Origin of the sequence: Lentzea waywayandensis, assembly GCF_900115955.1 — a bacterium.
GTDB lineage: Bacteria > Actinomycetota > Actinomycetes > Mycobacteriales > Pseudonocardiaceae > Lentzea > Lentzea waywayandensis.
The window spans coordinates 38,090-52,852 of sequence record NZ_FOYL01000016.1 but is presented as its reverse complement, the minus strand read 5'-3'; the positions used below and the strand labels follow the sequence as shown (position 1 = coordinate 52,852).

Genomic DNA, 14,763 nt, shown 5'->3' with positions numbered 1-14,763 from the left:
CCTCAGCCGAACTGGGGGAGTAGCCCCTCGCACGTGCGGACCACGATCTGCGCGGCCTTCCGATGATCCTGAGGTGCGTGGACGTCCGCGGCCTGCGCCTGCCACCGGACCAGCGCGTCGAGCACGGCCTCACGCAGCTCCCGCGCGTCGGCCTCGTACTCGAAACCCAGCCGTGCCAACGGGGCCACGCCCTCCGCGCCGACGAGCCGCAGTGCCTCGGCCTGGAGTTCGGCGGGCAGTTTCGTGCGGCCGGACTGGAGCGCCGCGACGAGCCGGAGCTCGCGGAAGTCGTGCGCGGAGGCGACGACCCGTTCGAGATCGGCCATCAGCTTGCGGGCGTTCTGCCGCGGCTCCATCCGGAACAGCACGTCGAGCGCCAGCAACGCCGAGCGCGCCTTGAGGATCTCGCGGCGTTCGACGAAGTGGACCGCGATCGAGTCGCGCAGCTCGCCGAGCCCGCTGCGCTGCACCAGCTGGCCGGTCAGCTTCACCTGCGTGTCGAAGCCCTGCCTGATCAACGCGGTGATCAGCCGGACGCCGAAGATCCCGAACCGTTCCAGCAACGCCTGCCGCACGGCCGGTTCCATCGTCAACGGGAACTGCTCGCCGACGAACCGGTCCGCCGACAGCAGGTGGTCTTCCAGCTCCTCGCGGCCCAGCGACGACAGCACGCGCAACGCCGCGAACTCGTCCTCCCGCAACGTCTTCGCGGCCACCGCCAGCAGCCCGGCGACCGAGACCACGTTCTGGCACAACGGTTCCACGGCCACGTCACGGCGGTAGCGGCGGGCGATCTGCTTGGCCGACGACAGCGCGTCGATCCTCCCGGCCCCGATCTCGTCGGCACGGGCGAGCACCGCGACCGTGTGCACGGCGGCGGTGCGGGCGATCGGATGGTCGTTGGCGGACTGCAGGAACTTCAGGTCCTCGTCCTGCACGTGCCGCATCAGGTACAGCAACGCGTCCGCGTCGCCGAGCACCTGTTCCGGTGTGGCCTCCGACGGGGTGTCGATCAGCACGACGTCGCGCAGCGTTCGCGCGGGCCAGTCGACGACGATCCGGTCGGCGCGGTCGAACTGGCCGGTCTCGACGTGGTTGCGGCTGCCCCGCCTGCCGATCGCGACCTCGTGCGGACGGCCGGGGCCGGTGAACACCTGCGCGCGCGGCTCGGTACCGCCGCGGTACCAGACGAACGAGCTCTGCGGCGTGAACTCGTCGCCGACCAGCGCGTTGACCACAGTGGACTTGCCGATCCGCGACCGGCCGGCCACCGCGATCCGCACGGGTTCGGTGTAGCGCTCGACGTGCGAGCGCAGCCAGGCCGTGGCGCGGGGGCTGTCGCGGTAGACGCCCAGCGCTTCTTGCAGCATCGACCAGACGACGCGATCCAATGTCACGCGGTGAGCTCCATCGCCGGACCCCCGAGTGCCTGTACCCGCTTGTAGAGCGTGACGAGTTTGTCCAGCTCTTTGCGGCCTTCCCGCATCCTGCGCTCGCGTTCGGTCTGGTCGTCCTGCACCGCGCGCTTGGCGCTGCGGGCCGACTCCAGCAACGTCTCCTGCAGCTCTTCGGCGAGCGTGCTGAAGTGGTTGCGCAGCGAACGCTGGATGTGCCGCCCGGAGTCGCGGACGTCCTTGGAGAACTTCATGAAGAAGTCGTCCACGTGCCGTTGGGCGGCGGCCTTCGCGGCGGCCTGACGACGCTTCAGCCTCTGGTCGCTCTCGTCCAGAATGGACTTCCCGCCGAACAGCGCGCCCGCGCCGAGCGAGATCACGTTGATCAGCGGCATGCCCGCCAGCGAGGTGACCAGGCCGAACATCAGCACGCCGCCGTAGGAGCCGCGCAGACCGGTGAAGAGCTTCTGCGGCATCGAGAACGGCTCGATCTTCGGCTTCTCCAGCTTGCTCGCCGGCTCCAGCAGGTCGTCCGGCAGCACGGAACCCGGGATCAGGTCCTCGCGGTAGACCGGGAAGTTCTTGGCGACCTTCGCGGCCACCCACTCCGCGCGTTCCATCAGCCAGGCGAAGTTCGTGGTGGCGGCCTCGTTGAGGTTGTCCTCCAGCCACTGCTCGAACTTGTCCCAGCCGATCGCGGGGTCGGCCTCGTCGTAGGTCTTGTCGACCTCGCGCAGGATCTTGCGCGTCCGGTCGCGCAGGTCGTACTCGACGTCGGAGATCAGGTCGGCCATCTCGTCGTTGAGCACGTTCTGCCAGCGCGCGGACCGGCGCCGCAGCTCGTCGACCCGTCGCTGGGCCTCCTGAAGCGTCGAGATCGTGGCAACCGTGCGGGACGAGTCGTGGGCCGTCAGCTCCTCGCGCAACGGCGTGACCAGCTGCGTGATCGCGCTCGAAGCGACGACGGCGACGGCACGGCGGGCCAGCAGTTCGGCGCTCGCCACGATGTCGCTCTGCACGCACGTCACCAGCTCCGGGAACCCGGACTCGGCGTTGAGACGCTGGTCGCCGGTCTTCGCGGCGCGCAGCCTGAGCGCGCTCGACACCGGGATGAGCTTCGCGCGGACGCCGGCGCGGGCGAGCAGCGCCCGGTTGCGCTCCACGACGCTGCGCCAGCTCGGCACTAGGTCGATCTTGGTGACGACCACCGTGACGTTCGGGCAGGCCTCCATGACCTTCTTGAGCAGCGTCATCTCCGCCGACGTCAGCTCACCGGTCGCGTCGGAGACCAGCAGCACGGCGTCGGCCTGCATCAGCGTCGCGAACGTGCTGGCGGTGTGCGCGGACCGGGTGTCGCCGACGCCGGGCGTGTCGATCAGGACCAGGCCGCTGTCGAGCAGCGCGCGCGGAATGCCGATCTCGGCCCGCACGACGTGCTGCGCGGCGGCCTGTTTCGTCACCTGGTCGATCGGCACGGCGATGCGCTCGGTCGGGGTGTGGAAGATCGATCCGCCCGCGGACGCGTTGCGGACCAGCGCCGCCGACGGGGTGTCGGCGTGCTGGACGAAGGTCGGCACAGTCGTCGTGATGTCGTCACCCACCGCGCAGACGGGGGCGTTGAGCAACGCGTTGACGAGCTGACTCTTGCCTTGTTTGGACTCGCCGACGACGAGAACGCGCAACTTGGGGTCGAGTTGCTGTGCCCGCTTTTCGCGCAGCCGGGCCTCCAGATCGGGCCTTCGGTGCGTGACGCAGGCCCCGATCGTCTCGTCGAGCACGTCGAGCCAGGGCGGTGCCATCACCTGACTCATAGTGCCGTGTTCACCCCCTTGGGTGAAAGCCTCGAACGCGATACCGGTTTTGTTCGGCCAGACGGGGCTGTTCGGGAGGACGGTGACATTGCTCACCGCGGTGGCGAATTGATCGTTTTGTCAGACAAGACAACGAACCGGCCCTGTCCGCGTGAGACAGGGCCGGTCCGCTGGGGAGGGTGGCTCAGCCGAGCAGGCCCAGGTCCAGGTCGCCGACGACCGGGACGTTGTGCGTGACGTCGTTGACGGTGCCGAGCACGTTGCCGACGCCGCCCGCGTCGCCGACCAGGCCGGTCGCGGTGTCGACGACACCGGACGCGGTGTTCTGGGCGGTGATGACGGTCTCGGTGGAGTGCGCCGTGAGGTTGCCGTCGGCGAGGTCGCCCAGGCCGGAGACGTTCAGGGCACCGAGGTTGGCGTCGCCGCCACCCAGCACGCCGAGGGCGTCGTGGGCGAGACCCGTCACGCCGCCCAGGTGGCCGAGGACGCCGTCCACGCCGGGAACGGCCGAGGTGACGCCGTCCAGCGGCGCGTCGACGGTCGCGGTGGCGGTGTCGGCCACGTCCAGCACGGTGCCGGTGAGCGGCGACGCGGTCTGGTCGAGGACGCTCGTCACGTCGCCGACGGCGGAGAAGTCACCGTCGAGGCCGACGTTGGTCGACGTGTACTGGCCGAGGGTCTTGTTGGCCGCGATGAGGTTGAAGCCGTTCTCGTCCGCCGCGAGCACGCCGGCCGACGAGGTGTGCAGGTCGCTGAGGCTGAGGCCCGACGAGGTCAGCTGAGACGTGACCGCCTGCAGCTGGCTGATGGCGCCGAGCGGGCCCTCCGCGAGCAGGTCGTCCGTCGGCAGCGCCAGGTCGATGCCGTCGACGGCGGGCAGACCGTCTACTGCGGGGACCAGGTCGAGCACCAGCGGGATGACTTCCTGCACGTCGACGGCGGTGATGTCGGCCAGCCCGGCCTGCTCCAGGGTGCCCTGAGCGTCGGCCGCGAAGGCGTCCTTGAGCGACGGGTCGCTGAGCAGGTTGAGCACGAAGTCGTGGAGCGTGCTGGGCTGGATCATCTGAGGGGACTCCTGTTGAGACGCGGATGTCGATCGGGGTGTGTGACTGAAAGTTAGGAGAGCGGGGCCGCCACCTGCATCGGGGATCACTCCCAGTGAATCCCCGTTCCCCAATGGGGTGACGGTCGTTGACCCCCTAGGGGATTAGGGGCGTCGCTTGAGCGTCTCTCGTTCACCCGTGTAGGTACTGGTCGCTGCTGCGAACAGGTGAGGAAGAGACTTGGCGTACGTACTCGGAGTCGATGTCGGGACCACCCGGACGACGGCTGCCGTGTGCCGCCTCGACGGTGCCCGGGATGCCGAGATCGCCCTCGTGGTGCCCTCGTTGTTGCAGCTCACGGACGCGGGAACGTTCACCGTCGGCGAGCGCGGCGCGCCTGGGTGGACGGCCTCCGGATTCGCCCGCCGGGTCGGTGACGCGGTGCCGTTCGCGCTGGGTCCGGAGATGTGCCCGGCCGAGGAGCTCACCGCGTTGCTGATCATGTGGGCCGTCGGTGAGGTGGTCGCCCGAGAGGGTGAACAGCCCCGTCACCTGGCAGTGAGTCACCCAGCCGGGTGGGGCCCCTATCGCCGAGGACAGCTCTACGCGGCGTTGCGGGCTGTCGGGTTGCACGACGTGACGCTGGTGCCGGAGCCGTTGGCGGCGGCCGAGAACCACGCCGTGCGCTCCCGTGTGGTGCCTGACGCGTCGTTGGCGGTGTTCTCGCTGGGCAGCCACGCGTTCTCCGCGTCGGTCGTCCGGCGTGCGCAGAAACGGACGTTCGAGCTGGTCAACCACGTCGATGGCGTCGACCACCACACCGGCGCCGACTTCGACGACCTGCTGCTGGGCCTGGTGCGCGGCCGGCTCGGCAAGGACGGCCACGTGTCGTCCGCCGAGTGCGAGGCGGCGAAGCGGGCGTTCGGCCCGTCCGGTCCGTCCGTGGTGGTCAGCGGCGTGGAGATCGCGCGCGACGAGTTCGTGGAGGAGATCCGGCCGTCCGTCGACCACCTGGTCGGCACCTTCGTCCGGGCCCTGGGAACCGTGCAGCCCGACGCGGTGCTGCTCGTCGGCGGCGGCTGCCGGATGCCCGTGATCGGCGACGCGCTGTCGTCCTCGGTCGACTGCCGCGTACTGGCCGAGGCGGCCCCCGAGCACTCGGTGGCCAAGGGCCTCGCGGTCGCCGCGCGCCTGGTCCTGATGGGCCCCGAGGCCGAACCAGCACCGCTCGACACGTCGGTCCTGGTGCACACCCGCGAAGCGTCGCTGCGCTTCCCCGTCGGCGAGGTCCCGAACCCCGAAGACGACGAGTTCTCCGCGCCACCGCCCCGCCCGCCGGTGGACGTGTCCCCGCTGGAACTGCCGCCGAGGCGGGTGAAGCGCGTCGCGAGCGTGCTGAAGCCCGTCGGACGCCGTTCCAGCTCCCGATCCCGAGACGATGATGAGGACGGCCGTTGAGCGTGACCACGCGAGCCAGGTTGGTGCTGGACGCCCCAGTGCGAGGCGTCCTCGACCGGATCAACGAGGCCGCACCGGGTGACCGCCTGCGTGTTGTCGTTGCGGCGCCTGGTGGTTACGGCAAGACAGCGCTGCTGTCGGAGATCACCAACACCGCTGTGCGCGTGGTGGACGACGCACACCTGCTGGACGACGCTTCGCTGCGCTCCCTTGCCTCCGAACCACTTCTGGTGCTGGCCTACCGCCCGTGGCCGCGCCGCGCGCTGCTGGCCGAACTGACCCGTGGCGCGGTCGTCGTTCCGTTGGCGCCGCTGTCACATGGTCAGGTCCGCGAGCTGCTGAACGCGCCGAAGCCCGTTGCCGACTTCGTGTTCGCGCAGACTGGCGGCGTGCCTCTGTTCGTGGAGCGCCTTGGTGCTGTCGCTGAAGTTTCCGCTGACGTGCTGAGCGCGTTCCGTGCTGAGCTTGATTGGCTCGACGCCGATCTGCAGAAGTTCCTGCTGGCCGCGGAAGCCGGGGCCGCCCAGCGCCTGGACCTGCTGTCCGCGTTGCTGGACAAGGACTTCGACGAGGTCAGCGACATCATCGAGGCCGCCCGCGCCACCGGCCTGCTCGCCGAGGACGGCACCCTGCTGCCGCTCGCTCAGCGGGCCGTGGGCTCGTTGACCCGTGCCGAGCGCCGGATCGCGGTGCGGCAGAAGCTGGCGCAGCTCCAACTCGATCGCGGTGGTCCCGTTCTGGAGCTGGTGCGGCCTCTGCTCGACACCGGCATCGGCGGGCCCGTGTTCGTTGCCGCCGCCCGTGAGACTCTGGCGTCGGATCCGGCTCTGGCGGCCCGGCTGTTCAAGGCTTCCACCGGGGGTGGGGTGCCTTCCGCCGAGACCGCCGCTTCGTGGGCGACGGCGTCGGCGATGGCGGGCGATCTGGACGGTGCGCTGCGTCTCGCCGACCAGGTCATCAGCGCTTCTGACTCGCCGCATCGCCGGACCGCGGCCGAGGTGGCGGCGGTGGCGTTGGCTCACCGCGGTCAGTTGGCGCGCAGCACCGAGTTGTTCCGCTGGGCCGCCACTCCCTACGCGGCTGCCTTCGCCGGGATCGGGTTGATCGGCACCGGGCATCTGTTCGAGGAGACGCCTCCGCAGCCGCCGACGATGCTCGGCGGTGCGGCCTCGTTGATGTTGCAGGGGGTTCGGCAGTCGGTCGTCGGTGCCGAGACCACGGCACTGTCCACATTGGTCCGTGCTTCGTCGATGCTCGAACCTGCCGGTGGGGCGGTGTTGCTGCCGGACAGCCCGGCGGCGTTGGCCGCGCTGGTCGCGGTGCACTGCGGCGAGCCGAACGTGGCGGAGTCGGTGCTGGATCGCGCGGTCGAGACCGGCACCGGTGGTGTGCTGATGTCGGTGCGGCATCGGTTGTTGCAGGCCTGGCTGCACATGTTGCGCGGGAACCTGGCGGTGGCGCGCGAGACGTTGATGTCCGTCCGTGGGGCCTTCGAGCCTCGTGACTGGATCTTCGCGGTGGCCCTTGAGGTCGGCGTTGCCCGGCGGAACTCCGACCTGGCCACGTTGCGGCGTACCTGGGAGCAGGCCTGCGAGGCTGTTCTGCGGCATCCGGTGGACCTGTTCAGCCTGTTGCCGCTGGGGGAGTTCGCCGCGGCCGCTGCCCGGTTGCGGGATCAGGAGCGGTTGGCGCCACATCTCGCGCAGGCCGGTGCTTTGTTGCGGTCGTTGGGGAATCCGCCGTTGTGGGCCACGCAGTTGCACTGGAGTTTGCTGCACGCGGCGATCATTGACGAGAACACCGCGGCTGCTGAGGAGCATGCGGCCGCGTTGGCTGTTCATCGGGAGCGGAGCCGGTACTGCGCGATTCTGTCCGCGGCTGCCGAATGCTGGCTGGACGTGGTGGCCGGCGAGGTCGATGCGGATCGGGTCGAGGAAGCTGCTCGCAGCCTGCACGCGGTCGGGCTTTGGTGGGACGCCTCTCGATTGGCTGGGCAGGCCGCGATTCGGACTTCTGATCGTCAGGCGATGGTTCGGTTGCTGGACTGTGCCCGGTTGTTGCAGGGGCGGCCGGTTTCCGTTCGTCGTGGGGCTGAGGACGCGGCTCCGGTCGTCGAGGACGCCGGGAAGCTGAGCGATCGGGAGCGGGAGGTGGCCCAGTTGGTGGTGGAGGGGATGACCTACAAGCAGGTCGGGGATCGGTTGTTCATCTCCGCCAAGACCGTCGAGCACCACATGGCTCGGATGAGGCAGCGGTTGGGGTCCACGTCCCGGTCGGATCTGCTGGCTCAGTTGCGGCACATCATCGGGAGCGGGGCCTGACGCCTTCGCCACCGTTCGTCGTCGTCAACCTTCCGCTGGCCGCGCGTAGCCCGATCGAGGGTCGAGGGTTGGGCTGTTTCGTGAGAAAATTGGTCCGATCGAGCGAGTAAAGGTCGTAACGCTCAGAGATGCTTATACCCCCGTTGGGGGGAACGACGCCGTGCATTGGGACGGTGTGGTTTGCTGGCGGTAGGCTTCCGCACCGTTGCTCGCCGAGCAGGTCAGGTGGAACGATTTGCCGAGCCAGGACGACGCGAGACCGTCACGTCCGGTGGGACGCGACGCGCTGGCGCGCGACTGGGCGATCAAGGTCAGTCGGACCGCCTACATACCGCTGTCGGCCGCGAAGCTGACGGAGGAGCTGCACGAGCTGCTCAACCTGGTGGCTGAGGCGCTCGTCGGTGATCCCCGTGTCGCCTCGCGGGTCGGAACTCGCCTGGTCGAGATCCACTGCGTCGGCGCCGAGAGTCTGCAGGAGTCCATCGAGGTCCTCGCGGAGTTCGTCGTGCGGGAGGGGGCCGACGCTCGGCAGGCGGCGCTGGTGGTCGGAGCGGTCTCCGCGGCGTACACCGCGGCGATTCAGGCGTTCGTGCTGGAGCAGCAGGAGAGTGTCAGTCAGGCTCTGTTGCGGGCGAATCGTGCTGTGCAGCTGGATTTGCAGGCCAGCGAGGAACGGTTCGAGGACATTTTCGCGCATTCCTCCAGCGGTATTGCGATGGTCGGCCTCGACGGGGAGCTGAAGCGGGCCAACGAGGCGTTGTGCACCATTCTTCGGCGTGAGGACGTTGCCGGGATGACGCTCACGGATTTGATCGCGCCCGCCGATTTACCTCTCATCAACGACGCGTTGGCGGGCTTGCGGTACGGGCGGATGCGGCGGGTCGAGGAACGGCCCCGGCTGATCGATCGCGACGGTGAGCACTTCCGGGTGTTGCTCGCGGCGACCGTGCAGAAGGACGCGGAGGACAACCCGGAGCACTTCGTCGTGATGATCGACGACGACAGCCAGCTCACGTTGCTCGGCGGGCGGTTGCAGTACCAGTCGTTGCACGACGCGCTGACCGGGTTGCCGAACCGGCAGTACCTCACCACGAGGCTGGAGTCGTTGCTGCACAGCGACATCGAGCACGGCGTGACGCTGTACCACCTCGATCTCGACGCCTTCGCGGTGATCACGGACGGGCTCGGCCGCGAGATCGGCGACAAGGTGCTCAAGCTCGTCGCGGAGCGGCTCAGTTCCGTGTTCTCCGCCGAGAAGGCGATGGTCGCCCGGCTCGAGGGCGACGAGTTCGCTGTCCTGGTCGAGAACGGGCCCGAGACGCCGGACGTCGACACGACGATTCGGACGATCGAGCACGAACTGGCTGAACCCGTCTACTTCGGTGAGCACGGGGTCGCGGTGTCGGCGTCGATCGGGGTGTTACCACGGCTGCATCCCGGTGATCATCCCGCCGAGGTGCTGCGGGCCTCGGACATGACGTTGCGGCGTGCCAAGCGCAGTGGGCGGAGGCAGTGGGGGCTGCACGACGCCACCCAGGACAAGCGGGAGCAGGAGGAGTTCGCTCTTGCCGCCGTGATGCCCGGTGCCTGGGAGAACGGCGACATCGAGGTCGTGTTCAACCCCGTCATGATGCTCGACGGGTCGGCGCGGGTGTGCGTCGAGGCCGAGCTGAACTGGCGGCATCGGGACGCCGGGCTGATCCCGCACGAGAAGTGCGTCGGCATGGCCGAGCACACCGGGCTGATGTTGCCGCTCGGTGAGTGGATGTTGCGGACGGCCGCCGAGTCCGCGTGCCGGCACGAGGAGATGCTCGCGGTCTGCCTCACCGAGAGCATGGCGAACAGTCCGGACCTCGTGCGCGACGTGCGGCGTGTGCTCGCGGACACCGGGTTGCCGGCCAGCCGTTTGCTGCTGGGCTTTCCGGTGCATGTGCTCGCGTCCGAGGACAGTGAGGCCGCCGACAACCTCGAGTTGCTCTCCGACATGGGCGTCCACATCGGCGCACGCGACTTCTCCGGTTCCACCGCCGAGATCGAACTGGTCCGCTCGCTCGGCGTGGCGGCCGTGCGGGTGAAGGGGCGTTGCCAGAAGCCGGACGAGTTGGTGTCGCACGTGCTCAGCGACCTCATCGGGTTCGTGCACGAGGCCGGTGGGCTCGTCGTGATCGACGCGATCGAGGACGCTGAGCAGCGCGACTGGTGGAGAGGGCTCGGAGCCGACGCCGGCGTCGGCCCGGTGTTCTGCGTGGAGCCGACTACTGAGTGGCCCGACGCGGGCTGAGGTGCACGAGGATCAGCGCGAAGCCCGCGATGGTCACCATCCGCAGGGCCGCGCCGATGCCGTTCCAGTCCTTCGACTGCCACATCGCGAACCACTCGCCGCCGACGGTGATGAAGCCGCCGAGGAACAGCGCCACGATCATCAGCAGACCGGCGGACGCGAACTTGCGTGCGCTGTCCTCCTTGTCGCGGATGTAGGAGATGGTGCCCGCGGTCAGCAGCACCGCGGAGATCGCCTCCCACAGGATGATCGCGACGTAGACGATCGTGACGACGGCGGGGCTCGTGATCGCCCGCCACTTCAGTCCCTCGCCGAACGTGGTGTCCATCGCGAGGACGTGCTTCACGAACGCCTCGTTCGTGCCGTAGTCCGTGACGTTGCCGAGCACCACGAGAAGCATGTTGAGGGCGATGAACCCGACGGTCACCGCGACGACCGCGCGCAAGCTGCCGACCCGAGCAAGAAGACGCATGAAGCGGAGAGTAATCGATGAGGTGCTGTCGGTGAGACGGGTTTGCGTCGGTTGCGCGGGGGTCAGCAGGGGTCGTGGAACTCCACCTGGGGCAGGCGGGTCTGCCACAGCCGCTCGGTGAGCGCGCCCCGTGTGGTGGCGCAGATCCGTTCGGCCTCGTGCGAGACGTCGATGTCCCACAGGCGCAGCAGGCCGTCGCCTCCACCCGACAGCACGAGGACCTGGCTGTCCGGTCTGAAGAGGACGTTCGGCTCGGCGCCGGACGCGAGCGCCATCGGCTGGCCCAGAGGGGTCGCCTCGGCGGGATTTCCGATGTCCCACAACCGGAACGTCTTGTCCGCGCTGCCGCTCGCGAGCGTCTTCCCGTCCGGCGTCACCGCGAGCGAGCTGACCTGCTGGGTCTGCCCGGTGAGCACGCTGAGCGCCACCGGCTTCTCCCGGTCGCGTACGTCCCACAGCCGGATCGCCTTGTCGGTGCCGCCGGTGATGAGCTTGGTGCCGTCCGGCGTGAAGATGACGCGCTGCACCGGTTCGTGGTGGTCCTCCACCGGTTTGCCGAGCAGGCGTGGTTTCGCGGGATCGGTCACGTCCCACAGCCGGAACATGCGGTCGCTGCTCGCGGTCACCATGGTCCTGCCGTCGGGGCTGAACGTCGTGTCGTTGACGTACCCGTCGTGCCCGGTGAGCGGATCGCCCAGCTTGACCGGTCTCGCGGGATCGCTGACGTTCCACAGTTGCACCGACTCGTCGTCGCCGCCGGTCACCATGATCCTGCTGTCGGGGGAGAAGACGAGCTGGTTGGTGAACCGCGTGCCGAGCGTGATCGACGGCGTGATCGGCACGACGTGCGCGGGATCGCTCGTGTCCCACAGCTGCAGCGTCTTCTCGCCCGCCAACGTGCCGAGCACCTTGCCGTCCGGGCGGAGCTGCACCCGGACGGATCCCTTGTCAGGGCTGACCTTCACCGCTCCGAGGAACTTCGGCGTGAAGGGGTCCCTGGTGTCCCAGAACCGCGCGGTCTTGCCGTCCTTGCCGCCGTTGCCGTCGGCGGTCACGAGCAACTTGCCGTCCTCGCTGAACGAGGTCACCCCCGCGTTCCCGGCGGGGACCGGCACCACGTGCCGCGGCAACGACCACAGCCGCACGGAGTTCTCCCCCGCGCCGGTGGCGAGCGTCGCGCCGTCCGGGGAGAAACCGACCGCGAACACGCCACCGCTGGGCGCCGCGAGCGGCTTGCCGAGCTGCATCGCGTTGACCGGATCGGTGACGTTCCACAGCCGCGCGGTGCCGTCCACCGCCCCGGAGGCGAGCATCCGCCCGTCGGGGCTGAACTTCACCGACCACACGCCGGCGGTGTGGCCGACGAGCGGGTCGCCGATCTGCGTCTGCGTCGCGGGATCCCACAGCCTCACCGTCGTGTCGTCGGCGGCGGACGCGAGGAGCTTGCCGTCCAGGCTGAACGTCACCGAGTGCACGCCGCCGGTGTGGCCGGTCATCGGCTTGCCGACCGCGGTCCTGGTCGCGACGTCCCAGAGCCGGACGACCTGGTCGTCGCCGGAGGTGGCGAGCGTTCTGCCGTCCGGGGTGAAGGCGAGCGTCCGCACCGCCGCGGTGGCGCCGCGCAGTGGTTCGCCGAGCGGTTGCGGGTCCGCGGGGTCGCTGACGTTCCACAGCCGCGCGGTCCTGTCCTCGTTCGCCGCGGCGAGGATCTTGCCGTCGGGGCTGAACTCCAGCAGGTAGCTGGTGCCGTTGCCGGTCTCGATCGTCCTGAGGTGCCTGGGGTTCACCCGGTCGGTGATGTCCCACAGCCGGATCGTCTTGTCGTTGCCGGTGGTGGCGAGCGTCCTGCCGTCCGGGGAGAACACCGCGGAGGTGAGCCAGTCGGTGTGGCCGGTGATCACCGCGAGCGGCTTCGGGTTCGCCCGGTCCCGCACGTCCCACAGACGTGCCGTGCGGTCGTAGCTCGCGGTCGCGAGTACGGCGCCGTCGTTGGTGAACGACGTCAGATACACCGCGCCCGTGTGCCCCACCAGTGGGACGGCCAGCGGTTTCTGCTGGTTCGCGAGCAGCTTGGAGCCCACGTCCAGATCGTCCGGCCGCAGCCGGTGGGCGGCGAGCAGCAACTGGGCGGCCACCGACGCGTCGGTGTCGGCCAGCCGGTCCGCCTCGGCCACGATCTGGCGGAACACCGCGTCGTCACGTTGCCGCACGGCGATCACCGCGGCGCCGGCGGCGATCAGCGCGAAGATCACCACGAGGGAGATGGCGCTGCGGCGCAGCCAGACGCTCTTGCGGTGCTGGCGTTCGGACGTCCGCACGAACTCCTTGGCGATCGTGGTGACGTCCTGCTGCTGCCGCACACCCTCCAGCCGTGCGCCGCGGTAGAGCAGTGACGAGTCGCGGTCGTGCGTGGACCACGTCGCCGCGTCCTCCTCGAGCCGCTGCCGGGTCAGGTTGCCCGCGCGGTCCTCGTCGATCCAGCTGCGCAACCGGGGCCACGCCTGGAGCAACGCCTCGTGCGTGATCTCGACCGCGTCGGCGTCCGTGGTGATCAGGCGGGCGTGCGTGAGGACTTCGAGCGCGCGTTCCGTCGCCGGGAGGTTCGTGCTGGCCTCCAGCAGGCTGTGGCGGCTGGACCGGCGGCGGGTGTCCTGGGTGTCGTCGCCGACCCTGACCAGGCGCAACAGCAGCGGTCTCGCGGCGGCCCTCGCCGGTTCGTCGAGGTCGGACCAGGCGCGTTCGGCGGTGGTGGCGACGGCGCCCTGGATGCCGCCGGCCGCCCGGTAGCCGGCGATCGTGAGGCGTCCCGCCTGCCTGCGTTGCCACGTGACCAGCAGCGCGTGACTGAGCAGGGGGAGCGCGCCCGCGTCGTAGGCGTCCTTGCCACGGCGGTTGTGCGTGCCGAGGTCGCGCAGCACGAGGTCGACCAGCCCGGCCTCCAGTTGAAGGCCGGCGGCCTTGGCGGGGCTCGTCACGGCGTCGCGCAACTCGGCCGCGGACATCGCGCCGAGCACCATCTGCCTGGTCTGGAGGGCCTCGACGAGCTCGGGGAAGTCGAGGCAGCGGGCGTAGAAGTCGGCCCGCACGCCGAGCACGACCGCCGTCTTCCGCGCCGCCGCGTGCAGGGCCTGTACGAAGATCCGCAGCCGGTTCTCGTCGCCGCCGAGGGTGAACGCCTCCTCGAACTGGTCGACGATCACCACCCGGTCGCCGACCGCGGCCTGCACCTCGTGGGCGAAGTCGACGAGCCCGTCCGAGTCGGCCGCGGACTCCAGCACGTGGATCAGCTCCGGCACCTGGAGCGCGAACTCCTTCAACGGATCGGTGCCGGGCGAAATGATGACGGCTTCCTTGTTCAGCCGGGGAAGAACGCCCGCTTTCATCAAACTGGACTTGCCGGCACCGGACGCGCCCACGAGCGTGGTGATGCCGTTGTCGTTCAGCCGGTCGAGAAGTGCGTTCGTCGCCCTTTCCCGGCCGAAGAACCAATTCGCGTCCTCGGGCCCGAATGCGCTCAGACCCATGTACGGGCAGACGGAGTTGTCTTCCTGAGGGGGCGTGTCCGTTTCCGTGACGGGGCTCGCGAGCGCCTCTTCCCAGAGGGCGCGCCACGCGTCGAGTTCGTACAGGCCGTCGATCGGGGGCTGGGGCCTGCGCTTGCGGGCCTCGCCGACCAGGACCTCGAGGACGGCGCTCAGGCCGCTGAACCTGGCGGGGACGTTGCGCCCGCGCCGCCAGTCGCTGACCCGCTGGGCGGGCACGCGCAGCGGCCTGCCCTGTTCGTCCGTTCGGCGGGCACGGGTGACCGATTCCGTGACTCGCTTCAGAGGAGGGTCGCCTGCCTCCGCGTAGAGCAGCGCGAAGCGCTCCGCGAAGACGCCACGGGGTCCCAAGCGGCCTCCTCCTCGTCCGGACCGGAAAACGTAGACCGCCCGCCTGAGCTGCGGCGCACGCACCGGACAGGCAGTCAGAGGCCCACCATA

8 protein-coding genes are annotated in these 14,763 nt (G+C 69.5%); 3 read left to right on the top strand and 5 right to left on the bottom strand.

What is annotated here, in order from left to right; all coding sequences use genetic code 11:
- Positions 1–2 precede the first annotated feature (2 nt).
- The 3 genes from BM417_RS40330 to BM417_RS40320 all read right to left on the bottom strand — a co-directional run bounded on the left by BM417_RS40330 (position 3) and on the right by BM417_RS40320 (position 4,268).
- Entirely contained in the window at positions 3–1,397 is a 1,395-nt protein-coding gene (locus BM417_RS40330) for a P-loop NTPase family protein (RefSeq protein WP_093605386.1), read from the bottom strand.
- Entirely contained in the window at positions 1,394–3,193 is a 1,800-nt protein-coding gene (locus tag BM417_RS40325; RefSeq protein ID WP_093605385.1) for a dynamin family protein, read from the bottom strand. The genes BM417_RS40330 and BM417_RS40325 overlap by 4 nt, the downstream gene beginning before the upstream one ends.
- Positions 3,194–3,389: 196 nt before the next feature.
- The gene (locus BM417_RS40320) at positions 3,390–4,268 is read right to left on the bottom strand and encodes an IniB N-terminal domain-containing protein (RefSeq protein ID WP_093605384.1); all 879 of its coding nucleotides are present in this window, start codon (positions 4,266–4,268) and stop codon (positions 3,390–3,392) included.
- Between the two features lie 220 nt (positions 4,269–4,488).
- Between BM417_RS40320 and BM417_RS40315 the strand changes: the two genes are divergently transcribed.
- The 3 genes from BM417_RS40315 to BM417_RS40305 all read left to right on the top strand — a co-directional run bounded on the left by BM417_RS40315 (position 4,489) and on the right by BM417_RS40305 (position 10,308).
- Entirely contained in the window at positions 4,489–5,706 is a 1,218-nt protein-coding gene (locus BM417_RS40315; protein WP_143139008.1) for an Hsp70 family protein, read from the top strand.
- Between the two features lie 2 nt (positions 5,707–5,708).
- Positions 5,709–8,027 carry a helix-turn-helix transcriptional regulator gene (locus tag BM417_RS40310; RefSeq protein WP_093605382.1) on the top strand — a complete coding sequence of 773 codons (2,319 nt, stop codon included), beginning with the start codon at positions 5,709–5,711 and terminating at the stop codon, positions 8,025–8,027.
- A gap of 271 nt (positions 8,028–8,298) precedes the next feature.
- Entirely contained in the window at positions 8,299–10,308 is a 2,010-nt protein-coding gene (locus BM417_RS40305) for a bifunctional diguanylate cyclase/phosphodiesterase (protein WP_177320883.1), read from the top strand.
- On the opposite strand, the gene BM417_RS40300 is transcribed toward BM417_RS40305, so the two are convergent.
- Together BM417_RS40300 and BM417_RS40295 are read right to left on the bottom strand one after the other, a co-directional pair.
- Positions 10,283–10,780, bottom strand: coding sequence for a DUF2165 domain-containing protein (locus tag BM417_RS40300; protein ID WP_093605380.1), 498 nt, complete (start codon positions 10,778–10,780; stop codon positions 10,283–10,285). The genes BM417_RS40305 and BM417_RS40300 overlap by 26 nt on opposite strands.
- A 62-nt stretch (positions 10,781–10,842) precedes the next feature.
- Complete coding sequence (locus BM417_RS40295) at positions 10,843–14,673, bottom strand: nSTAND1 domain-containing NTPase (protein ID WP_093605379.1); 3,831 nt, start codon at positions 14,671–14,673, stop codon at positions 10,843–10,845.
- Between the last annotated feature and the right edge of the window lie 90 nt (positions 14,674–14,763).

What these genes read in the sequence shown, in the direction of transcription:
- BM417_RS40325 (WP_093605385.1), bottom strand. Translation starts at nt 3,193, where the DNA reads ATGGCACCGCCCTGGCTCGACGTGCTCGACGAGACGATCGGGGCCTGC.
- BM417_RS40320 (WP_093605384.1), bottom strand. Translation starts at nt 4,268, where the DNA reads ATGATCCAGCCCAGCACGCTCCACGACTTCGTGCTCAACCTGCTCAGC.
- BM417_RS40300 (WP_093605380.1), bottom strand. Translation starts at nt 10,780, where the DNA reads ATGCGTCTTCTTGCTCGGGTCGGCAGCTTGCGCGCGGTCGTCGCGGTG.